This is a genomic window from Arthrobacter sp. L77 (assembly GCF_000816565.1).
GTDB classification, from domain to species: Bacteria; Actinomycetota; Actinomycetes; order Actinomycetales; family Micrococcaceae; genus Arthrobacter_D; species Arthrobacter_D antioxidans.
The window spans coordinates 170,228-192,692 of the sequence record NZ_JWSU01000006.1 but is presented as its reverse complement, the minus strand read 5'-3'; the positions used below and the strand labels follow the sequence as shown (position 1 = coordinate 192,692).

General features: G+C 68.9%; 18 protein-coding genes, 1 tRNA gene and 1 pseudogene. 4 read left to right on the top strand and 16 right to left on the bottom strand.

Translation table 11 applies throughout. The features are described 5' to 3' along the window. Window positions 1–574: 574 nt before the first annotated feature. Window positions 575–1,381 carry an amidohydrolase family protein gene (locus tag RY94_RS17390; protein WP_082046283.1) on the top strand — a complete coding sequence of 269 codons (807 nt, stop codon included), beginning with the start codon at window positions 575–577 and terminating at the stop codon, window positions 1,379–1,381. Beyond that, entirely contained in the window at window positions 1,332–1,985 is a 654-nt protein-coding gene (locus tag RY94_RS17890) for a hypothetical protein (RefSeq protein ID WP_156135142.1), read from the top strand. Before RY94_RS17390 ends, RY94_RS17890 begins: the two co-directional genes overlap by 50 nt. Here RY94_RS17890 and RY94_RS17385 read toward each other — a convergent pair. The 5 genes and pseudogenes from RY94_RS17385 to RY94_RS11095 all read right to left on the bottom strand — a co-directional run bounded on the left by RY94_RS17385 (window position 1,943) and on the right by RY94_RS11095 (window position 5,380). After that, window positions 1,943–2,980 carry a sigma 54-interacting transcriptional regulator gene (locus tag RY94_RS17385; RefSeq protein ID WP_197060657.1) on the bottom strand — a complete coding sequence of 346 codons (1,038 nt, stop codon included), beginning with the start codon at window positions 2,978–2,980 and terminating at the stop codon, window positions 1,943–1,945. The two genes, RY94_RS17890 and RY94_RS17385, sit on opposite strands and share 43 nt — an antisense overlap. A gap of 808 nt (window positions 2,981–3,788) precedes the next feature. Continuing rightward, on the bottom strand, window positions 3,789–4,112 hold the full coding sequence (locus RY94_RS18735; protein ID WP_197060656.1) for a tyrosine-type recombinase/integrase: 324 nt from the start codon (window positions 4,110–4,112) through the stop codon (window positions 3,789–3,791). 50 nt (window positions 4,113–4,162) lie between these two features. Beyond that, window positions 4,163–4,351, bottom strand: a pseudogene (locus tag RY94_RS18425) (ATP-dependent DNA ligase); the annotation flags it as partial. Between the two features lie 199 nt (window positions 4,352–4,550). Continuing rightward, complete coding sequence (locus tag RY94_RS11100) at window positions 4,551–4,991, bottom strand: hypothetical protein (RefSeq protein ID WP_156135141.1); 441 nt, start codon at window positions 4,989–4,991, stop codon at window positions 4,551–4,553. A 307-nt stretch (window positions 4,992–5,298) separates the two neighbouring features. After that, window positions 5,299–5,380: transfer RNA gene (locus RY94_RS11095), tRNA-Leu, on the bottom strand. Window positions 5,381–5,522: 142 nt separating this feature from the next. On the opposite strand from RY94_RS11095, the gene RY94_RS11090 reads away from it, so the two are divergent. After that, on the top strand, window positions 5,523–6,125 hold the full coding sequence (locus RY94_RS11090) for an ANTAR domain-containing response regulator (protein ID WP_043445123.1): 603 nt from the start codon (window positions 5,523–5,525) through the stop codon (window positions 6,123–6,125). 80 nt (window positions 6,126–6,205) lie between these two features. Here RY94_RS11090 and pyk read toward each other — a convergent pair whose 3' ends face one another. The 11 genes from pyk to hisI all read right to left on the bottom strand — a co-directional run bounded on the left by pyk (window position 6,206) and on the right by hisI (window position 21,725). Beyond that, window positions 6,206–7,696: a pyruvate kinase gene (pyk, locus tag RY94_RS11085; RefSeq protein ID WP_043445120.1), complete on the bottom strand. Its 1,491-nt coding sequence runs from the start codon at window positions 7,694–7,696 to the stop codon at window positions 6,206–6,208. A gap of 47 nt (window positions 7,697–7,743) precedes the next feature. Next, window positions 7,744–9,201 carry a glutamate synthase subunit beta gene (locus RY94_RS11080; protein ID WP_043445118.1) on the bottom strand — a complete coding sequence of 486 codons (1,458 nt, stop codon included), beginning with the start codon at window positions 9,199–9,201 and terminating at the stop codon, window positions 7,744–7,746. Next, window positions 9,194–13,828, bottom strand: coding sequence for a glutamate synthase large subunit (gene gltB, locus RY94_RS11075; protein ID WP_043445117.1), 4,635 nt, complete (start codon window positions 13,826–13,828; stop codon window positions 9,194–9,196). The genes RY94_RS11080 and gltB overlap by 8 nt, the downstream gene beginning before the upstream one ends. 337 nt (window positions 13,829–14,165) lie before the next feature. After that, a complete protein-coding gene (lgt, locus tag RY94_RS11070; protein WP_082046280.1) occupies window positions 14,166–15,275 on the bottom strand; it encodes a prolipoprotein diacylglyceryl transferase in 1,110 nt (369 codons plus the stop codon). Further along, a complete protein-coding gene (gene trpA, locus RY94_RS11065) occupies window positions 15,272–16,108 on the bottom strand; it encodes a tryptophan synthase subunit alpha (protein WP_043445114.1) in 837 nt (278 codons plus the stop codon). The genes lgt and trpA overlap by 4 nt, the downstream gene beginning before the upstream one ends. Beyond that, window positions 16,105–17,460, bottom strand: a complete 1,356-nt coding sequence (trpB, locus tag RY94_RS11060; protein ID WP_052274404.1) for a tryptophan synthase subunit beta — start codon at window positions 17,458–17,460, stop codon at window positions 16,105–16,107. The genes trpA and trpB overlap by 4 nt, the downstream gene beginning before the upstream one ends. A gap of 181 nt (window positions 17,461–17,641) precedes the next feature. Continuing rightward, entirely contained in the window at window positions 17,642–18,469 is an 828-nt protein-coding gene (trpC, locus tag RY94_RS11055; protein ID WP_043445112.1) for an indole-3-glycerol phosphate synthase TrpC, read from the bottom strand. Beyond that, window positions 18,470–18,775 carry an HGxxPAAW family protein gene (locus RY94_RS11050; RefSeq protein ID WP_043445110.1) on the bottom strand — a complete coding sequence of 102 codons (306 nt, stop codon included), beginning with the start codon at window positions 18,773–18,775 and terminating at the stop codon, window positions 18,470–18,472. 107 nt (window positions 18,776–18,882) lie between these two features. Further along, window positions 18,883–19,731 (bottom strand): Trp biosynthesis-associated membrane protein, encoded by an 849-nt coding sequence (locus tag RY94_RS16900; RefSeq protein ID WP_052274268.1) that lies wholly within the window; start codon window positions 19,729–19,731, stop codon window positions 18,883–18,885. After that, on the bottom strand, window positions 19,728–21,281 hold the full coding sequence (locus RY94_RS11040) for an anthranilate synthase component I (RefSeq protein ID WP_043445108.1): 1,554 nt from the start codon (window positions 21,279–21,281) through the stop codon (window positions 19,728–19,730). Before RY94_RS11040 ends, RY94_RS16900 begins: the two co-directional genes overlap by 4 nt. Before the next feature lie 3 nt (window positions 21,282–21,284). Next, window positions 21,285–21,725, bottom strand: coding sequence for a phosphoribosyl-AMP cyclohydrolase (gene hisI / locus RY94_RS11035; protein WP_082046279.1), 441 nt, complete (start codon window positions 21,723–21,725; stop codon window positions 21,285–21,287). An 83-nt stretch (window positions 21,726–21,808) separates the two neighbouring features. Between hisI and RY94_RS11030 the strand changes: the two genes are divergently transcribed. Next, complete coding sequence (locus RY94_RS11030; RefSeq protein WP_043445106.1) at window positions 21,809–22,450, top strand: TIGR03085 family metal-binding protein; 642 nt, start codon at window positions 21,809–21,811, stop codon at window positions 22,448–22,450. The last annotated feature ends 15 nt before the right edge of the window (window positions 22,451–22,465 follow it).

The window sequence follows — 22,465 nt, the reverse complement described above, 5'->3', positions numbered from 1 at the left end:
ACTCCTTGGCGTTCGGCTTACTGGGCTATCGAGCCGACAGGTGCAGTTTTGGAGACGGGACAAGCACAATTCGTTGGTCCGGCTGTAATCACGACGGGTTCATTTGGCTCGCCTCGCTCGCTAAGGCATACGGGACGCCCGTCACCATCATCACCGGCGAAGAGGCGGCTATCAGTGCGGTTGCACGCGGAGGCAGCAACCGCCTGCACAGCAGCCCACCATCGGCCGCGGATGTAGGGGCGGGCCTGGACGCTTTGGCCGACAACGATGTGATCAGCGGAATGCGGGACCGCCTTTACCACCTCACGCGATGGTTGCGCGGCGCCTTCCGTGACCTCGGAGTGCCACCGCAGGGACTCACATTTCCTATTGTCGGCACACGGGTTCCTTCGCTTCTGCTCGCCTCATGCTGGTGGAAAGGGCTCACGCGGTACGGCATCCAAGCCCTCGTCCAGCTCCCGCGCTGCCACCGTGAAGCCGTGCTTTCCGTGGTGGTTCGTGCGGACCACCGGCAGGCCGACCTTGACAGGCTGGTCCGTGCTCTCGCGGCTGTTACCCGAGGCCACGTGGCAGCGTGAAACATCTCGAGATTATTGACTCCCATGTACACGTGGGCACAGCAGGTGTTCCTCTCGGCCCACCGGACTACCGGAAATCCTTCGACCTCTGGGTGACTCGCGCGGCAACCGTGGGCGTACACCGGGCCGTACTCTTGGCAGCCCCTGTGGGAACCTACGCCGCAGCGAATAGTGTCGTGGCAAACCTCGTCGAGGGTGCACCCACTAAATGGCTCTGGTATGTCTTTGTCAATGCAGCCCGCGATCGTGACGGTATCCACGAAATCGTGAGGGTAGCTCATTCAAGGGGTGCCTGCGGAATAAAAGTGCACTGGTCCGACGGCGTGGCCACTGACGAAGTCGCTCATGCCGCCTTTCACCATCACATGCCCGTTCTGTTCGACCCCGGCGGTGACATAGACATCGTGGCCTACTTGGCGCGACGTCATCCGGAGGTGTCCTGGATTGTTCCTCACTTGTCCTCTTTTTCCGATGATTGGCGAGCCCAAGTGCGCTTGATCTCCCTTCTCGAGCACTCATCCAACGTCTTCACCGATACTGCCGGGGTGCGGTACTTCGACCTTCTCGTCGAAGCAGTTGCCCGAGCAGGGGCACACAAGGTCCTGTTCGGCAGCGATGGCCCTTACCTCCATCCCGCCCCTGAACTTGCCAAAATCCACGCGCTGCTTCTGTGCCCTGAAGACCGGGAACTCGTCCTTCGTGGCAACGTACTACGCCTGACTAGAGAAGCCCGACAACCCTTCAGGAGAAGCCATGCCCACCCACTTCGCGCTCTACCCGGCCACCCGGCCCGCCGTTGGTGAATACCACGAGTCCGAACTCACGAGCTTTTTCAGGTCTTTGAGGGAGACCACCGGGATCACACAAGCGGGCCTCGCGGAAATAAAACCGCATAATCCTCCCGCCATAAGAAAGGGGCTCGCACAATTGCGGGACTACCTAAACCAAAGCGAAATAAGGCGCCACCAGAACGCAGGGCAAGAACCGAAACGCGAGTCCATATGGCTGCTTACCTATCTTGCATTTCCAGAGAACGCGAAGAACCCCACACACTTGAGAGTTTTCGCCCACAAAATTAGAAGGGAGGAGCTCCTGAAATCTGGCCAGCTCCCGAGCCTGGATCGACTCATTCTTTCTAAGCGGGAACTGCCGCGAGTGAAACTACCCAAGTTCATGCCGTTCCCCGACATGACGAAGCCCGATATGTTCGGATTAGCCGTCGAAGACAGCGTGCGCAACCAGTTTGCCGAGGTGTACAAGCGCCCAGGCACCCACGCCCAAACCGTCAACCGGAAAGGAGCCGACATCCTATGGCGCGAATTAGCCGGCCTGTATTACGAGTTGGGCCACGAGACGGGAGACCGCTATTGGCGCGAAGTCGCCGATGAACTCTCCTCCGACACTTGAGCCGGAATGCCTGCATCGTTCTTCTTCTTCACCCGCTGCTGAACAGTACGTACGTTGACGCCCAGCATTCTGGCCGCTGCATTCTTGTCCCCTTCACACCGTGCAAGAGCCACCTGCAATGCCGCCTCTTTGGCCTCCTCCTCAATATTGTTCAGGGTCCAGCCTTGGTCGACAGCGCAGTGAGCGGCCGTGAGGAAGGTATCACCAAGTACGGGCTCCTCCGACGGACTCGCGGCAGGCCCCCCAGGGCTCGCTACAGGCCGGTCCTGCACTGGCAAGTCACCCGGTGAAATGGCGCCAGGGCCTACGTGACGGGCAACCACCCGGGACGCGAGTTGCCGCAGATCGCGGAGGTTGCCGGGATAGTCGCGGTGAAGCAAGGCTTCCTGGACTGAGGGATCCACGTCGGGCGCCTCGCTTGCCCCGCTGGCCTCCCTGCAAAACCCAGCGAAAAGGCCCAGCACGTCTTCCAACCTGTCCCTCAAGGGCGGCATGGTGACGGTTGTCGCTGCAATCCGGTGATAAAGATCCGCTCGGAACCCACCCCCAGCAACATCACCCGCAAGGTCCCTGTTGGTCGCACAAATCAGCCGAAAACTGCTGTGAAGCCAGCGGTCACCGCCCACTCGCTTATATGCACCTTCCTGGATGACGCGTAGAAGTTCGGGTTGGAGGTCGAGGGGCAACTCTCCGATCTCGTCGAGGAACAGCGATCCTTGGTCGGCCGCCGAACACGCACCCGTTCGGACACTGACCGCCCCGGTGAACGCGCCACGTTCGTGGCCGAACAGCTCACTACCGAGCAGTGTGGGGACGATGGTGGTGCAGTCCACTACCACTAGGCCGCCGCGCTGGCGGCTCACCGCGTGAGCGACCTTGGCCGCAAGCTCCTTACCGGTTCCGGTTTCGCCGAGAATCAGGACCGGCGCCCTGCCGTAGTGGGCGGCGATTATGAGATCGCGGAGTGCTGTCGTGAGGGCCTTGCTCGTGCCCACGAATTGGCTTCGCACGGTTGGGGACTCGAGGATTCTGCGGACTTCCCGAGAGCGTTGCGTCCAAGCGGATATTGCTGACGTCTGGCCGCGCCAAGGTATGCAGTCAGAGGCTCCAGACGCCAACACCGGCCAAGGGTCCAGCGTGCCGTCCGGAGGGCCGATAACTACCACCGCATGATTGCTGGGATCCACGGCACCTAATGCATCCCCTAATTCTGGGGAGAAGGCCTGGGACAGAATAACCCCCACAGCGGATTCCGAAACGGGGGCATCCACGACCTGCAGCCCCAGACCACCGGCATGCAAGGCATCGACCGCTTCTCTAGCCCATGATTGATCACCGCTAAGATCCATCACCCACACCATGGCGGGTCCACATCAATGTGGTTACACATAACGGCCTTCCCGGCCGAGGACTATTTGAGGTTTGCTGCAGGGAGGCGAGCAAAATACAGATGTCGAATGCGGAGACGGGGCGATTATTTCACGCATCTCCCGCGAGTGGAAGGGATACTATTGAAGACATAACCGGCACCGTGCGACTGGTTCTCGGAAGGCCTCATTGCGGGTGATCGCTACTACGGTTGGTTCCGGCCGATGTCAACGCTGATGCCGTGCGCCTCTCGCGCATCTACCACCTTGAGGCGCCCCTTGATGTCGGGCCCCACCGGCAGGTAATGCACCCGCTGCAGCGGCATACCTTTGGACCCAGCAACCTTCACTACGCTTTCGATGCGGATGCGGGTGGTCCCACACTGCTCGCAGCGGTAGTTAATTCGTTGCCCGTGGGCTAGATGGAGAAGCCCTCTCATTTGCTCCCTGCGGCCGTCACGAGCGGCAGGTCCTGTAGTGCGCGCTGGCTGGCGTGAGCGGCCCCTTGGAGACCGTCGGGCATGAGATGCCTGTAGATGCATTCGGTCGTATCGGTGGAGCAGTGCCCGAGCCGCGTGCTAACGCTGAACAGGGACTGGCCGTCCTGAATGAGCCAGGAGGCGCGGGTATGCCGCAGGTCGTGGATACGCGGTGTCGTTCCCGGGCCGTCTGCTTGCGCTCGCCGTACCGCGAGTACCCAGCGGTGGCACCAGAAGAGCTTGTCTCGTACGCGGCCGCCCTGAGGGCCGACGGAGAGCAACTCGTCGCCCGGGCGGCTGCTACCAGCGGGATCAGTACTTCCACGAGAGTCTGCTGCAGGGACACCGGCCGGTCGCCGTTCGCGCGGAGGAACGCGGGCGCCACGTCCACGAGGTACCGAGCGAGGTCGAGCTTGGTGAGCCCGGCCTGGGGCCAGAGGACACGGGAGGGGCTGGACACCCGGACGGACCGCACGCCGTGGGGTCCGTCGACGTCNAGGATCATCGCTTCGCTGGCCATGGCCTCAATGTACCCCCGGCTCCCGTGGCCGCAACGGGTACAGGGATTTGCGGCCCCGCCGCTCACGCGGCGTGACCCGGCAGGGAGCGGCCTGCACCGTGTACGGCCGTTCCCTGCCGGGTCGAGCATGCCCATCAGGGCAGGTGGCCCCCTCCTTCCGGGCCCGTCGTCGCGGGTCCATCAGGTGGAGTGCGCACTACTAGTAGCCGTAGTGCCCACCCCTGTCGCACTTGATCCAGATCGTCCCGCTACTGTTCCAGCCATCCTTCTTGCTGTAGCTGAAGGCCTGGTAGGACTTCCCGCACTCGACGTACTTGACCTGGTACTTGAAGTCGTCGCCGCGATCCGTCCACACCGTGCGATGGTCGACGACGCGATAGTTGCCGTTGTGCTTGAACTGGACGACTTTCACCTCGACCTTCTTGGCGTCGAAATTCTCGCCGATCACTTTCAAACTGATGTGTTTGCCGTCGCGGTCCGCCTTGAGGGTCAGATCCCCACCACCGTCGTGGTAGTTTCCGGCGGTTGCGACCTGGACCGGTGACGCAACGGCTGGTGCGGCGAGGCCCATACTCGCAATGAGGCCGAGCAGGGCTCCTGCCACAAGAATGAACAGACGCCAACTGAGAGACTTTTTCATGATGAATTTCTTCCACGCATGCCGGGCCCGGTAATGGGGCTGGGTGTGTGCCGCGTTCGGCACGCCTCAGGCGGTCGTCCGGCGAGGCCGCCCGTTTATGCCCAGAGCAGATGTGCGCAGACCAGAACCAATTCGGGGGTACCCGCGGGCATTCTCGCCCGACCTGTCTCGTCCCCGCCGCATCCAGGTGCGATCTTCACTTTCGACGGTGCTTCCCAGCAGGGCCATCCCGACACCGTCTCGCGGTGCGCGTCCATACTAGACCCCGGCCTGCGATGAGAGAAGTGCCCATCCGCCCCGAACACGGTGCCCGAAGTGGGACTCGAACCCACACACCTCTCGATACTGCATTTTGAGTGCAGCGCGTCTGCCAATTCCGCCATTCGGGCCGTACCTGCCGCGGCCTCCGGGAGGGATGACTTCCTGGACGGCCGGTGCGCGAATCCACTCTACATGCCGATAGGCTGGTTCCAGGAACGGGCGCACACCCTCCCCGTGCCCCCCGCACGCCGTCATCATCAAGGAGCAACAGTGTCTGAACCCACCGAATCCACGCCCGCCGGGCCCGCACGCCGGGTCATCGTGGCCGAGGACGAGACGCTCATCCGGCTCGACATCATCGAGATCCTGCGCGGGGAGGGCTACGAGGTCGTGGCCGAGGCCGACAACGGCGAGAAGGCCGTCGCGCTCGCCCAGGAGCACAAGCCGGACCTCGTGCTCATGGACGTGAAGATGCCCGTCATGGACGGCATCACGGCCGCGGAGCAGATCGTCAAGGCGCGCATCGCGCCCGTGGTCCTGCTCACCGCGTTCAGCCAGAAGGAGCTCATCGAACGGGCACGGGACGCGGGCGCCATGGCCTACGTGGTCAAGCCCTTCACCCCGGCGGACCTCATCCCGGCCATCGAGATCGCCATGTCACGCCACGAGGAGATCAAGGCGCTCGAGGCGGAGGTGACCGACCTGCAGGAGCAGTTCGCCACCCGCAAACTCGTCGAGCGTGCCAAGAGCCTCCTGACCACGAAGATGGGCCTCACCGAACCCGAGGCCTTCCGCTGGATCCAGAAGACGTCCATGGACCGCCGCCTGAGCATGCGCGAGGTCGCCGAGACGATCATCAACCAGGTCAACTGACCGCGCCCATCCGGGCTCACGGACGACAGGACCCCCTCCCGATTCGGGAGGGGGTCCTGTCGTCTGTCCTGCGGGTCGGGCTACTTCTTCTTGACGGGCCAGGGGCCCACGCCTTCCTTGATGTAGGACGTGTGGTCCTCGGGGAGCTGCCCGGCGTCCGTGATGTCACCGACGCGGTGCACCTTGATCGAGTTGGTGGAGCCGGCCTGTCCGGGAGGGGACCCGGCGGCGATCACCACGAGATCGTCCACCTCGACGAGGCCCTGCTCGAAGAGGACACGGTCCACCTGGGCCGTCATCTGGTCCGTGTGCTCCACGAACTCGACGAGCCGGGGCTGGACGCCCCAGATCAGGGACATGGCGTTCAGCGTCGACTGCACCGGGGTGAAGGCGAACACCGGCTTCCTGGGGCGCAGGCGGGAGAGGCGGCGGGCCGAGTCCCCGGACTGGGTGAACGTGCAGATGTACTTGGCGTCGAGCTGGTCGGAGATCTCGACGGCGGCGCGGGTGATGGCACCGCCGCGGGTCTTCGGCTTGCTGCCGAGCGGCGGGACCCGCTCGAGGCCGTGGCGCTCCGTGGACTCGATGATGTCGGCCATGGTGCGGACCGTCTCGATCGGGTACTTGCCCACGCTGGTCTCGCCCGAGAGCATCACGGCGTCCGCGCCGTCGAGCACGGCGTTGGCGCAGTCGGAGGCCTCGGCGCGGGTGGGGCGCGGGTTGTCGATCATGGATTCGAGGACCTGCGTGGCCACGATGACGGGCTTGGCCCAGCGGCGGGCGAGCTCCACGGCGCGCTTCTGCACGATCGGGACGTCCTGCAGGGGCAGTTCCACACCGAGGTCTCCGCGGGCCACCATGATGGCGTCGAAGGCGTCGATGATCTCCTCGAGGGCGTCGACGGCCTGGGGCTTCTCGATCTTCGCGATGACGGGGACGCGGCGGCCCTCCTCGTCCATGATCTCGTGGACACGCTTGACGTCGCCGGCGTCGCGGACGAAGGACAGGGCGACCATGTCGACGCCGGTCTGGATGGCCCAGCGGAGGTCGTCCTCGTCCTTCTCGCTGAGGGCGGGCACGTTGACGGCCACGCCGGGCAGGTTGATGCCCTTGTTGTTCGAGACCATGCCGCCCACGACGACCTCGGTGGTGACCTTCACGTCGTCCACCGCGGTGGCGCGGAGGGTGACCTTGCCGTCGTCGATGAGCAGCAGGTCCCCGACGTTGACGTCGTGGGGCAGGCCCTTGAACGTCGTGGAGCAGATCTCCTGGGTACCTTCGATGTCCTCGACGGTGATGGTGAAGACGTCGCCGGGGGCCAGCGCGTGGGGGCCGTCGACGAACCGGCCGAGGCGGATCTTCGGTCCCTGCAGGTCGGCGAAGATGCCGACGGGCTTGCCGAGTTCCGCCGAGGCACGGCGGACGTTCTCGTAGGTGCTGAGGTGCACGGCGTAGTCGCCGTGGCTCATGTTCATCCGGGCCACGTCGACGCCCGCCTCGAGCACAGCGAGGGTGTTCTCGTAGCTGGCGATTGCGGGGCCGAATGTTGCAACGATTTTTGCGCGTCTCATGAAACCTAGCCTAGTCGTGTTGGTCGGGGGATGAGTGCTGGAGCCGGTCAGAGGACGGCGATGGAACGGTCGCTCGGCGCGACGGGCGCGGGCAGCCGCGTGGATCCCATGAGCCACTGGTCCACCGCGGCGGCGCAGGCGCGACCCTCGGCGATGGCCCAGACGATCAGGGACTGGCCGCGGCCGGCGTCACCCGCCGAGAAGACGCCGGGGGTGTTGGTCATGTAGTAGCCGTCGCGCGCCAGGTTCCCGCGGTCGTCGAACTCCGCCTCGACCTGCTCGGTGATCCCAGCCGGCTCGGCGCCCGTGAAACCGAGGGAGAGGAACACGAGGTCCGCGGGGATCTCACGCTCCGAGCCTGCCTTCGGGACACGGCGGCCGTCGACGAACTCGGTCTCGGCGACCTTGATGCCGCGCAGCACGCCGTTCTCACCGACGAACTCGACGGTGGAGGCCAGGAAACGGCGCTCACCGCCCTCCTCGTGGGCGCTGGCGATGTCGAAGAGCGTGGGGAACGTGGGCCACGGCTGGTCGGGACGCCGCTCGGTGGACGGCTGCTGGCCGATGGCGAGCGTCGTGACGGAGGCGGCCTTCTGGCGGTGCGCGGTGCCGAGGCAGTCCGCCCCGGTGTCACCGCCGCCGAGGATGACCACATGCTTGCCCTCGGCGTGGATCTGCTCCTCGACGTGCTCGCCGGCGACCACGCGATTGGCCTGCACGAGGTAGTCCATGGCGAAGTGCACACCGGCGAGGTCCCGGCCGGGGACGGGCAGGTCGCGCGGCACGGTGGCGCCCGTGGCGACGATGACGGCGTCGTAGCGCCGCTTGAGCTGGCCCCAGCTGATGTCCTTGCCGACGGCGACACCGGTGCGGAAGCGGGTGCCTTCGGCCTTCATCTGGTCCAGGCGCCGCTCCAGGTGGATCTTCTCCATCTTGAAGTCGGGGATACCGTAGCGCAGCAGGCCGCCGATGCGGTCGTCACGCTCGTACACGGCCACGGTGTGCCCGGCGCGGGTGAGCTGCTGCGCGGCGGCGAGGCCGGCGGGCCCGGACCCGACGACGGCGATCGTGCGCCCGGTCAGGCGCTCCGGGGGGTGCGGTTCCACCCAGCCCTCCTCGAACGCCTGGTCGGCGATGGAGACCTCGACCTGCTTGATCGTGACCGGGTCCTGGTTGATGCCGAGCACGCACGACGACTCGCAGGGCGCGGGGCAGAGCCTGCCCGTGAACTCGGGGAAGTTGTTCGTCGCGTGCAGGCGCTCGATCGCCTCGCGGCCCTTCTCCCGGAACGTGAGGTCGTTCCACTCGGGAATGAGGTTGCCGAGCGGGCAGCCCTGGTGGCAGAACGGGATGCCGCAGTCCATGCAGCGGCCCGCCTGCGCCTTCAGGACGCCCTTCTCCTGCGCCTCGTACACTTCCTTCCAGTCCATGATGCGGACGGGGACCGGCCGGCGTGGCTGGGTCTGGCGCTCGCGCACCTTCAGAAATCCGCGTGGGTCAGCCACCGGTTACCTCCAGGATCTTGGTCCATGCCTCTTCGCCGTCGGGGTCCAGGCCCTGTTCGACGGCGGTGGCACGGGCGTCCAGTACCGCGGCGTAGTCGCGCGGCAGGACCTTGGTGAATCGTGCGATGGTGTCCTCGAAGGAGTCGAGGAGGCTCTCGGCGAGGTTGGACTCGGTCTCCTCGACGTGCCGGATCAGCAGCTGCCGGACGATCTCGACGTCCTCGGCATCGAGGTCGACGAGCAGCAGCTCACCGTTCTCAAGGCTCTGCCGGTTGACCCTGGCCCGTTCGAGGTCCAGCACGAAGGCCGTTCCTCCGGACATGCCGGCACCGAAGTTCCGCCCGGTCCGGCCGAGGATCAGCGCCTGGCCGCCGGTCATGTATTCGCAGCCGTGGTCGCCGATACCCTCGGCGACGGCGGTGGCCCCGGAGTTCCGGACGAGGAAGCGCTCCCCCACCTGCCCGCGCAGGAACATCTCGCCGCTGGTGGCACCGTAGCCGATCACGTTGCCGGCGATGACGTTGTGGTCGGCGCGGAACACGTTGGCGCGGTCCGGCCGCACGATGATGCGCCCGCCGGACAGCCCCTTGCCCACGTAGTCGTTGGAGTCGCCGAGGAGCCGCAGCGTGATGCCGGCGGGCAGGAAGGCGCCGAGCGACTGCCCGGCCTGCCCCGTGAGCGTGACGTCGATGGTGTTGGTGGGGAGGGTGTCCAGGCCGAAGGTGCGGGTGACCTCGTGGCCCAGCATGGTGCCCACCGAACGGTCCGTGTTGACGACGTCGACGGAGATCCGCACGGGGGCCCGGTGCTGCAACGCGTCGGCGCTCATCTCGATGAGCTTGTTGTCGAAGTGCTGGTCCAGGTCGTGGTTCTGCTTGAACATGTTCCGGAGCGGCTCCCCCGGACCGAACTCGTTGCCGCGCAGGATCGGGTCGAGGTCCAGTCCGTCGGCCTTCCAGTGCTCGATCGCCTCCCGGGCGTCGAGCAGTTCACTGTGGCCGATGGCCTCCTCGAGGGTCCGGAAGCCGAGCTCGGCGAGGAGCTCGCGGACCTCCTCGGCGATGAACTCGAAGAAGTTCACCACGAACTCCGGCTTGCCGGTGAAGCGGCTGCGGAGCTCGGGGTTCTGCGTCGCGACGCCGACGGGGCAGGTGTCCAGGTGGCACACGCGCATCATGATGCAGCCGGAGACCACGAGCGGCGCCGTGGCGAACCCGAACTCCTCGCCGCCCAGCAGGGCCGCGATGACGACGTCGCGCCCCGTCTTGAGCTGCCCGTCCACCTGGACCACCACGCGGTCGCGGAGTCCGTTGAGCATCAGCGTCTGCTGCGTCTCGGCCAGGCCGAGCTCCCAGGGGATGCCGGCGTGCTTGAGCGAGTTGAGCGGGCTGGCGCCGGTGCCGCCGTCGTGCCCGGAGACCAGGACGACGTCGGCCTTCGCCTTCGTGACGCCCGCCGCGACCGTACCGATGCCGACCTCGGAGACGAGCTTCACGTGGATGCGGGCGCTCGGGTTGGACCGCTTGAGGTCGTAGATGAGCTGGGCGAGGTCCTCGATCGAGTAGATGTCGTGGTGCGGCGGCGGGGAGATCAGGGCCACGCCGGGCGTGGAGTGCCGCGTGCGGGCGATCCACGGGTAGACCTTCTGGCTCATGAGCTGCCCGCCCTCGCCGGGCTTGGCCCCCTGCGCCATCTTGATCTGGATGTCGTCCGCGTTGGTCAGGTAGAGGCTCGTGACGCCGAACCGGCCGGAGGCCACCTGCTTGATGGCGGAGCGGCGCTCCGGGTCCAGCAGGCGTTCGACGTCCTCGCCGCCCTCGCCCGTGTTGGACTTGGCGCCGAGGCGGTTCATCGCGATGGCGAGCGTCTCGTGCGCCTCCTGCGAGATGGAGCCGTAGCTCATGGCGCCGGTCGAGAACCGCTTGACGATGGACGAGACGGGCTCCACCTCGTCGATGCTGATCGGCTCGCGGGCGTCCCCGCGGAACCGGAGCAGCCCGCGCAGCGTCATGAGGTCCTTCGACTGGTCGTCGACGCCGCGGGTGTAGGCCTTGAAGATGTCGTAGCGGCGCTCCCGCGTGGCGTGCTGGAGCCGGAAGACGGTCTCCGGGTTGAACAGGTGCGGCGGGCCCTCGCGGCGCCACTGGTACTCGCCGCCGTTGTCGAGGCCGCGGTGCGGGTCCTCGATGCCGTCCTCGGGGTACGCGCTGTCGTGCCGGGCCGCGGTCTCGGCCGCGACCACGTCGAGGCCGATGCCGCCGAGCTGGGTCTGGGTGCCGTGGAAGTACTCGTCCACGAGCTCCTGCGAGAGTCCGAGCGCCTCGAAGGTCTGGGCCCCGCAGTAGGAGCTGACGGTGGAGATGCCCATCTTGGACATGATCTTAAGGACGCCCTTGCCGAGGCCCTTGATGAGGTGCGCGACGGCGGCCTCCGCGCTGACGCCGGTGATGTCGCCGTTGCGGACGAGTTCCTCGCAGCTCTCCATCGCCAGGTACGGGTTCACTGCGGAGGCGCCGTACCCGATCAGCACCGCGACGTGGTGGACCTCGCGGACGTCGCCCGCCTCGACCACGAGGGACGTCTTGGTGCGGGTGGCGCTCCGGAGGAGGTGGTGGTGGACGGCGCTGGTCAGGAGCAGGGACGGGATGGGGGCCCACTGCGCGTTCGAGTCGCGGTCGGAGAGGACCACGTACTCGACCCCGCGGTTGAGCGCGCTGGAGACCTGCTCGCAGATCTCGGCGAGCCGGGCGCGCAGGGCGGCCTCGCCGCCGTCGTGCCGGTACAGTCCGCGGACGCGGACGGTCAGGCGGTCGCCGTCGTCGGTCTCGAGGTTGGCGATCTTCGCCAGCTCGTCATTGGTGATGACCGGGAACTTCAGGGCGATCTGCCGGGAGCGGACGCGGCCGGTGGACAGCAGGTTGCCGTCGGGGCCGATCGTGACGCCCATGGAGGTGACGAGTTCCTCGCGGATGGAGTCCAGCGGGGGGTTCGTGACCTGCGCGAAGGACTGCACGAAGTAGTCGAAGAGCAGGCGCGGGCGCTTGGACAGCACCGCGATCGGCGTGTCCGAGCCCATGGCGCCGAGCGGCTCCGCGCCGGTCTTCGCCATGGGGCCGAGCAGGATCCGCAGTTCCTCCTGCGTGTAGCCGAAGGTGCGCTGGCGCCGGCTGATGGACGCCTTGGTGTGGATGACGTGCTCGCGCTCGGGGAGGTCCTCGAGCTGGATCAGGTTCTCCTTGACCCACTCGCCCCACGGGTTCGCGGCGGCGATCTCCGCCTTGATCTCCTGGTCCTCGATGAGTCGGCCGGCCTCGGTGTCGACGAGGAACATCTTGCCCGGCGAGACGCGGCCCTTGCGGACCACGCGGGACGGTTCGACGTCGAGCACGCCCACCTCGGAGGCGAGGATGACGAGGCCGTCCTCGGTGACCCAGTAGCGGGCGGGGCGCAGGCCGTTGCGGTCGAGGACGGCACCGACGAGGCGGCCGTCCGTGAAGGACACGGCGGCGGGGCCGTCCCACGGCTCCATGAGCATGGAGTGGTACTGGTAGAAGGCGCGGCGTGCGGGATCCATGGTGGCGTGGTTCTCCCACGCCTCGGGGATCATCATCATGATCGAGTGCGTGATGGGGCGGCCCGAGAGGGTCAGGAGTTCGGCCACCTCGTCGAAGGTCGCCGAGTCGGAGGCGCCCGGCGTGCAGATGGGGTAGAGCTCCTCCGGCGCGTCCCCCAGCAGCGGGTTGGACAGCTGCGACTGCCGCGCGCGCATCCAGTTGCGGTTGCCCTTCACCGTGTTGATCTCGCCGTTGTGGGCGATGGTGCGGAACGGCTGGGCGAGCGGCCACGACGGGAAGGTGTTGGTGGAGAACCGCGAGTGGACGATCCCGAGGCAGGTCTTGAAGCGCTCGTCGGAGAGGTCCGGGTAGAAGGGCTCGAGCTGCGCGGTGGTCAGCATGCCCTTGTAGACGATGGTCTTGGAGGACAGCGACGGGAAGTACACGCCGTACTTGTTCTGCGCACGCTTCCGCACCCGGAAGGCCTTCGCGTCGAGGTCCGAGGCGTCGCCGTCCAGGGGTGCGAGGAACAGCTGCACGAAGTGCGGCATGCAGGCCCGGGCCATCGCGCCGACGAGGTCGGCCACGACGGGCACGACCCGCCAGCCCAGCACGTCGAGCCCCTCGGCCTCGGCGAGCGATTCGAGGCCCGCACGCGCGGTCGCCTGTTCCTTGGCCTCGGTCGGGAGGAAGGCGGTGCCGACGACGTAGGAGCCGGCGGGCGGCAGCCGGAAGTCGACGACGGCGCGGAAGAACTCGTCGGGGATCTGCGTCAGCAGTCCGGCGCCGTCGCCGGTGCCCTCGTCCGCCCCGACGGCGCCGCGGTGCTCGAGGTTGCGCAGCGCGGTGAGCGCCGCGTCGACGATGTCATGCCCGGGCTCGCCGCGCAGGGTCGCGATGACGGCGAGGCCGCAGGCGTCCTTCTCGTTCTCGGGGTCGTACAGGCCCGAGGCCTCCGGCAGCGCGGCGAACCGGGTGAAGGGCGAGGTGACGGCCCCCGCGTCGTCGCCCGTGTCGGGCGTCGTGGCCCCCGGTGCGGCCTCGGTCGGCGTTCCTGGCGTCAAAGCAGTCATCAGATAAGGATCCTTCCCCCATGATGGAGCGTCGGGAGGGGACAGCCTTTGGCCCCGCGGGCGCCGCTGTCCGGGAGCGGTCGCCGTCGTGTGTGTCTCGAGTCCCGGCACCCCTGCCGGTGGTGCCCGGCGCTGTTGGCGGGCAGTTGCTGCGGGCATCAGGCACCCGTGGCGGCGATGTCGGTGCGGGGTCGGAGGGTGATCCGGCCGTCGCACCTGGAGTCCACAACGATGTGGTGTTGCGTCCTTGAGGGGCGGTGGCCCGGGGACTGCTGTATCGGGGGACCGACTCCCGCGGTTCCGCTTGCGCGGGGGCCCGAGTACGCGGATCGCCTACTCAGGAACCGTCTGTTTCGGACAGATTACCACGGTCGTTCCGCCCGCTTTGCCCCGTGTCCGAGGCATGGCCACCTGTGGCTGAAGCGTTACGGGAGGCGCCTTTTCCCGGCGTCGTCCCCGCGGTGTCGCCGGTCCCGGCGGCCGTCGCGGCGCCGTCGTCGGCACTCCGGTCGGCACTCCGGTCGGCACTCCGGTCGGCACCCTCGTGGGCACCGTCCGCCTCGACGGCGTCGGCCGGCTCGCGCCCGGGGAGGTAGACCTCCAGCTCCGCGACGGGGTCCCGCTTGACCGTCAGGTAGATGAGGACGGCCACGGACACGAGGAAGACGGCGATACTGGTCCACACGTTGAGGCGCTGGGTGACGCCGAAGAGCGTGATCATCTCGGCGTCGTCGATGCGGAGCGCCTCGATCCAGACGCGTCCGAGCGTGTAGTAGGCGGCGTAGAGCCAGAACATGCGGCCGCCGCGCAGGGTGATCCTCCGCGAGAGCAGCAGCAGCAGGGCCACGCCGGCGAGGTTCCACAGGAGCTCGTAGAGGAACGTGGGGTGGAACAGCGTGCCGGGCTCCGTGCCGGGCGGGAAGTTCGCGTTGTCGGCATCGATCTCGAGGCCCCACGGGAGCGTGGTGGGCGCGCCGAAGAGCTCCTGGTTGAACCAGTTGCCGAGCCGTCCGATGGCCTGGGCGAGCAGCACCCCGGGCGCGGCGGCGTCGGCGAAGGCGGAGAGTTTCACTCCCGCGCGCCGGGCGCCGATCCAGGCACCGACCGCGCCGAGGGCGATCGCGCCCCAGATGCCGAGGCCGCCCTGCCAGATCTGCGGGATGCGCGCGATGTCCCCGTCCGGGCCGAAGTAGGCGTCCGGGGAGGAGAACACATGGTAGAGCCGCCCGCCGACGATGCCGAACGGGATGGCCCAGATGGCGATGTCCCAGACCGTGTCCGCGTGGCCGCCGAAGGAGACGAACCGCTTCTGCGTGAGGAGGAGCGCCAGGATGATGCCGGCGAGGATGCACAGCGCGTACGCGTGGACGGTGACGGGTCCGAGGCTGAAGCTCGCCCATTCCGCCGGCGGGCTGGGGATCGACGCGGCTAGGCTCCCGCCGATCACGCGGTCGCCTTGCCCGTGCCGGTGCTGAGTTCACGCGTGAGCTCGGCGACGGCGTCCACTCCGCCGTCGCGCAGGGCGGCGACGAGGGCGGTGCCCACGATCACGCCGTCGGAGTACGCGCCGATCTCACGGACCTGGGCGGAGGACGAGACCCCGAGCCCCACACAGACCCGCTCGGCTCCGGCCGCATGCGCGGCATCGACGACGGCCCGGGCGGCGGCACCGACCGAGGTCCTCGCACCGGTCACGCCCATCACCGACACGGCGTAGACGAATCCCCTGCTGGCGTCGACGGTGGCCCGCATGCGCTGCGGGGAGGTGGACGGTGCCACGAGGAACACACGGTCGAGACCGAATTCGTCGGAGACCTCGAGCCATTCGGAGGCCTCGTCGGGGATGAGGTCGGGGGTGATGAGCCCGGCGCCGCCCGCTGCTGCGAGGCGCTCGGCGAAGTCGCGGACACCCATGCGCATGACGGGGTTCCAGTAGGTCATGACGAGGACGGCGGCATCGGTGGCACTCGTGATGCCGGCGACGACGTCGAAGATCCGTGGGACGGTGAAGCCGTTGGCCAGCGCCTCGACCGTCGCCTCCTGGATGACGTGCCCGTCCATGACCGGGTCCGAGTACGGGATCCCGATCTCGATGAGGTCCACGCCGTTCTTCGCCATGGCGATGCCGGCGTCGATGGTGGTCTGGACGTCGGGGAAGCCGGCGGGCAGGTACCCGATGAGGGCGGCGCGGCCTTCGCGGCGCGCCTTCTCGATGGCGGCCGCCGCCTTGGAGCCGGTGGCGGGACCGGTCGAGGGAGCAGTGGCGGGATGCGTGGTCACAGCTGTTCTCCCTCCTGGGCGATTTCCTGCTCGGCACTGTCGTCCGGGAGGAGGTCGAAGTACTCCGCGGCGGTCGCCACGTCCTTGTCGCCGCGGCCCGAGAGGTTGACGACGACGATCTTGTCCGAGGCCTTCTCCCCCGGCCCGAGGTCCGCCGCGAGGCGCTGCCCCACCTTCATGGCACCGGCGAGGGCGTGTGCCGTCTCGATGGCCGGGATGATCCCCTCGGCCTGGCTGAGGATCTTGAAGGCCTCCATCGCCTCGGCGTCGGTGATGGGCTCGTAGTGCGCCCGTCCGATGTCGGCGAGGTAGGCGTGCTCGGGGCCGACGCCCGGGTAGTCCAGGCCCGCGGAGATGGAGTGGGACTCCATCGTCTGGCCGTCCTCGTCCTGCATGAGGTAGGAGCGCGCACCGTGCAGCACGCCCGGGCGGCCCAGCGTGATCGTGGCCGCGTGGCGGCCGGTCTCCACGCCGTCGCCGCCGGCCTCGAAGCCGTACAGGGCCACCTCGCGGTCGTCGAGGAAGCCGTGGAACATGCCGATGGCGTTCGAGCCGCCGCCGACGCAGGCGCAGACGGCGTCGGGGAGCTTGCCCGTCTGCTCGAGGATCTGCTCCCGCGCCTCGTCACCGATGACCTCGTGGAAGTACCGGACCATGGACGGGAAGGGGTGGGCGCCCGCCGCGGTGCCGAGCAGGTAGTGCGTGGTCCCGACGTTCGCCACCCAGTCGCGCAGGGCCTCGTTGATGGCGTCCTTCAGGGTCTGGGAGCCGTTGGTCACGGGGATGACCGTCGCGCCGAGCAGCTGCATGCGCGCGACGTTGAGGGCCTGGCGGCGGGTGTCCTCCGCGCCCATGTAGACGACGCACTCGAGCCCGAGGAGGGCTGCCGCCGTCGCGCTGGCCACGCCGTGCTGGCCGGCCCCGGTCTCGGCGATCACGCGGGTCTTGCCCATGCGCTTGGCGATCAGGGCCTGGCCCAGCACGTTGTTGATCTTGTGCGAGCCCGTGTGGTTGAGGTCCTCGCGCTTGAGGAAGACGCGCACGCCGCCGCAGTGCTTCGCGAAGCGCTCCGCCTCGGTCAGGAGGGACGGTCGGCCGGCGTAGTTCCTGTTGAGCTCGGCGACCTGCGCCGTGAACTCGGGGTCGGCCTTGGCCTTCTCGAAGGTGTCCTGCAGTTCGTCGAGCGCGGCGATGAGCGACTCGGGCATCCACCGCCCGCCGTAGGAGCCGAAGTAGGGACCGGGGGCGTGGCGGAGGCTCTCGTCGTGGCTGAGGAAGGCCTCGGCCGCCCCGGCGTCGATGGCGTCCCCTGCTCGGACGCCCGTGCCTTCGCGGCCCGTGTCCTGGTGCATATCGGTCATGACTTCAGCGTTCCTGTCCTGTTGGTCCTGACTCGGCCGTCGGTGCCGCCCGGGTCCCTGGCGGACCGGGGTGGCCGGTCCGTGTACTGCTCGCTGTCCCGCCGGGGCTCGGCGCCCCGGCGGTCCGGCCCTGCCGGGCCCGCTGCGACCGGCGGAGATCCGGTCCGATCCGTCAGCCGTGTGCCGGCGTGTCCATGGCCCGCCACGCGTCCAGGCCGGCGCGCGTGAACGCGTCGATGGTCGCGGCGGGGTCGCTGTGGCGGACCAGCGCCTCCCCCACCAGGACGGCGTGCGCCCCGCCGGCGGCGTAGTCGGCGACGTCGGAGGCGTCACGGACGCCCGATTCGGCGATGACGACCGTCCCGGCCGGGATGAGGTGCGCCAGTTCCGCGAAGACGCCGCGGTGGATGTCCAGGGTCTTCAGGTTGCGCACGTTGACGCCGATGATCGCGGCGCCGGCCGCCACGGCGCGGCGCACCTCGTCAGCGGTGTGCGTCTCGACGATCGCGTGCATCCCGAGTTCGGCGGTGAGCGCGAGGAACGCGCCCAGCTCCTCGTCGGTGAGTGCCGCGACGATGAGCAGGACGACGTCGGCGCCGTGGGCGCGCGCCTCCCAGATCTGGTACTCGTCCACCGTGAAGTCCTTGCGGAGCACGGGGAGGGACACCGCCGAGCGGACGGCGTCGAGGTCGGCGAGTGATCCGCCGAAGCGCCGCTGCTCGGTCAGCACGGAGATGACGGCTGCGCCCCCCTGCTCGTAGCGGGCGGCCAGGGCGGCCGGGTCCGCGATGTCGGCGAGGACTCCCTTGGACGGACTGCTGCGTTTCACCTCGGCGATGACCGCCACGGCTCCGCCGTGTCCAGCCCCGAGGGCCTCGAACGCATCGAGCGGTGCGGGGGCTGCGAGGGCGGCCGTGCGCACGTCGTCGAGGGGCAGCGCGCGTCGACGCTCCGCGAGGTCCTCGCGGACGCCGTCGATGATGTCGTCGAGGACCGTCATCTAGTGGCCGTTGTCCTTGAGCTTCGATCCGCCGACGCCGTAGCCGATCTTGCGCATGATGAAACCGACGATCAGGCCGACGAACATGACGCCGATGCCACCCCAGAACAGGAGGGTGCCGAAGTCGTGGTTGCCCTCGGTGCTCGCGAGGATGTAGGCGAAGGAGGCGATCGCGGCACCCACCAGCATGATCAGCACGCAGGTCCACGCGGCGGGGCTGTTGCCGTGGCCGATCGTCTCGTCACCCATCTGGGCGTGGGTCGCCGGGGTGTTGCGGGTGGCGCTGGCGCTGGTCTCGGATGCCATGGGTAATCTCCTTCGAACGGGTCGTCTCCCATTCTGCCATTGATGGGGCGGGGCGGCGGCACGCGGCGGGCTCCGGCAGGGCCGGCCCGCGCGGCCGGGGCTGCCGATCAGCGCGTCGGGTCGTTGCCGCGCGAGAGCTCGTCCCAGCTGTCGATCTCGTCGGCGTGGGCGCTCCCCCGCGCCTGCTGCGCCGGCCGCTGCCCGTCCGGGTCGGGGCCCGGCTCGTCGGTCGTGGAGCCCGACCCGGCATCGGGTGCGGGGCCCGGATCCACGGTCGGGGTCACGACGGCGTTGCGGGCGCCCTCAGGCGGCGCGGTGGGGGCGTCCCCGTCGGTGTCCGCCCGCGCGTCGTCGGGCACGACGCCGGGCGGCACATCACCCGTCGACGGAGCGGGTGCGTCCGCCGGCGCGCGTCCCGGCGAGGCGTGGACCGTGCGGGACGCACCGGCGTCGTACCGCCGGTTGATGCCCCAGGTGCGCCCGGCGAGCACCACCCAGGCGCCCGCGAGCACGAGGAGGACCCCGGCCGCGGCGGCGACCCAGGGCATCGCCGTGGGGACCGCGTCGGCGCCGGCGAGGCCGCTGACGCCGATCGCCGTCCCGATGGCCGGCTCGGCGGCGGAGGAGGGATCGAGGGCCACCGCGGCGCTGGACATCGTGATCCCCACCCCGGAGAGCACGAGGATGACGGCGATGATCCAGCGCGCCACGCGCCCTGCGATCGAGATGGCGAGGGCCGCGGCCAGTGCCACGAGGGCGAACGCCGTCACGGGCGTCGCCGCATCGCTGCCGGCGATGGCGAGGTCGGGCGTCTGGACGGCGTCCTGGGGCAGGCGCACCGTGAGCCAGGTCTGCGTCGTCGCCCCGAAGGCGAGCAGCGCGAGCACCACGATTCCCAGCACGACGACGCCGCGGCGCGTGAAGCGACCCGCGGCGTGGTGACCGGCGGCGCTCACGACAGGTCCGCCGTCGCCGGGCGCAGGGCGGCCGCGGTGAGGGCCGCCCGGAGCGGTGCCGCCGCCTTGTTGACCGTCTCGAGCGCCTCGGACTCGAGCACGGAGTCGGCGACGATGCCGCCGCCGGCCTGTACGTACGCCCTGCCGTCGCGCAGCAGGGCCGACCGGATGGCGATGGCCATGTCCATGTCGCCCGCGAAGTCCAGGTAGCCCACCACCCCGCCGTAGATGCCGCGCCGGTGCGGTTCCACCTCGTCGATGAGGCGCAGGGCCCGCGGCTTCGGTGCTCCGGAGAGCGTGCCGGCCGGGAAGGTGGCCGCGAGGACGTCGTAGGCGCTCTTCGACGGCGAGAGCCGCCCGACCACCGTGGACACGAGGTGCATGATGTGGCTGAACTTCTCCACCTCCATGAACTGCGTGACGTCGACGCTGCCCGGGGTGCACACCTTGGAGAGGTCGTTGCGGGCGAGGTCGACGAGCATGAGGTGCTCGGCCATCTCCTTGGTGTCGGCGCGGAGCTCCACGGCGAGGTCGCGGTCCTCCTCCGTCGTCCTCCCCCGGGGCCGCGAGCCGGCGATGGGATGGGTGATGACCTCGTCCCCGGTCACCGTGACGAGGGCCTCGGGCGAGCTGCCCACGATCGAGTAGCCCCTCCCGTCGGCGTCCTCGAGGCTGAACAGGTACATGTAGGGGCTGGGGTTCGTGGTGCGCAGGATCCGGTAGACGTCCAGCGCGGAGGCGTCGCACTCGATCTCGAAGCGTCGGCTGATGACCACCTGGAAGACGTCGCCGTCGACGATGGCCTGCTTGCCGCGCTCGATCGCCGCGAGGTAGTCGGGTTCGAACCACGATTCGCGGACGCGGTCCGTCGACGCCTCGGCGCCCGGGGCGTCGGCCGCCATCACGGAGACGGCGAGCTCGGTGGGCGCGACGAGCTTCGCGAGCATCCCCTGGATGCGCGCGACGGCGTCGTGCCAGGCCTCGTCGACGCGCTCGTCGGTGTTGTCGAAGTTGATCGCGTTGGCGACGAGGGTGAGGGAGCCCGCGGAGTTGTCGTGGATGGCGAGGTCGGACACCAGGCACATGGCGAGCTCGGGCAGGAGGAGATCGTCCTCCGGGGGGCTGGTGAGCCGCTCCCAGTGGCGGACGGCCTCCCAGCCCACGAAGCCGACCATCCCGGAGGTGAACGGCGGGAGGTCCTCGAACCGCTCGGTCCGCAGCGCCTCGACCGTGAGGCGCAGGGCCTCGACGGGGTTCCCGTCCACGGGGACGCCGGCCGGGGGTTCGCCCAGCCAGTGGGCCTGCCCGTCCCGTGAGGTCAGCGTGGCGCGCGAGTGGGAGCCGATGAAGGAGTACCGCGACCAGACACCGCCGACGGCGGCGGACTCCATGAGGAACGTGCCGGGCTGCCCGGCGGCGAGCTTGCGGTAGACGCCGATCGGCGTGTGCGCGTCCGCGAGGACCGTCAGGTGCACGGGCACCACGCGGCGGGCCCGGGCCAGCGCGCGGAACTCCTCGAGGGTGGGGCTGATCGTGCCCAGGTGCTGCATGGGTCAGAGTCCTTCGGAGTCGGGGCGGTGGGCGGTCTCGGCGGGCAGCGCCCGGCCGTCGAAGCACGTGCGCGTGCCGGTGTGGCAGGCCGCGCCCTCCTGGTCCACCGTCACGAGCAGCGCGTCGCCGTCGCAGTCGAGGGCCACGCCCCTCACCCACTGCCGGTGCCCGGAGGTGTCGCCCTTCCGCCAGTACTCGGCGCGGGACCGCGAGTAGAACGTCACGCGGCCCGTGGTCAGGGTCCGCCGCAGCGCCTCCTCGTCCATCCACCCGAGCATCAGGACCTCGAGCGTGTCGTACTGCTGGACGACGGCGGCGACGAGCCCGGCGTCGTCCTTCTTGAGGGCGCGGGCGATCGCGGGGTCGAGGGCGGGGCCGTCGCCCTCGGGGCCGGGGTCGGCGGAGGGGGCGGCATGGTCCGGGGAGGAAGTGGAGGGGAGCATCACCCCTGATTCTAGTGCGGGCCACGCGGGAGCACGGGCGGGGCCTGCCCCCGACCGGGCCCGTCATGCTAGTTTCAGCAGTGATGCGCTACGTAACCCCGTCCCGCGAGGTCCTGGCCGAGACGCTTCTTGCAGCCGGCCCCGACGCCCCCACCCTGTGTGAGGGGTGGCAGACACGCGACCTCGCCGCGCACCTCTACCTCCGGGAGCACCGGCCCGCCCTGGGTCTCGGCATGGTGATCCGGAAGCTCGCCCCCGCGACCGAGCGTGCCACGCGGGAGACGGCGGAACGGGCGGCGTCGCCGGCGGCCTACGAGGCCCTCGTGAACCGCTTCCTGGCCGGTCCGCCCGCCCTGTCGCCGATGCGCATCGGCGCGATCGACCGCAGCGCCAACCTCATCGAGTACTTCGTGCACACCGAGGACGTGCGCCGGGCGACGACGCGCTGGGCGCCGCGGGCCCTCGACGTGGAGTACGCGAACGCCCTCTGGGAGGAGCTCGTCAAGCGCGCGGCGTACCTCTACCGGGGCGTGGACCTGGGGATCGTGCTGGTGTGCCCCGACGGGCCCCGGCATGTCGCCAAGCGCGCCCCCGTGTCCGTGGCGATCGTCGGCGATCCCGGTGAGCTGCTCCTGCACGCGCACGGGCGCGCCCAGGCCCTGGTCACGTTCGAGGGCCAGCCGGACGCCGTCGCCCTGCTCCAGAGCGCCGACGTCGGCATCTGAGCCCGACGCCGGGCG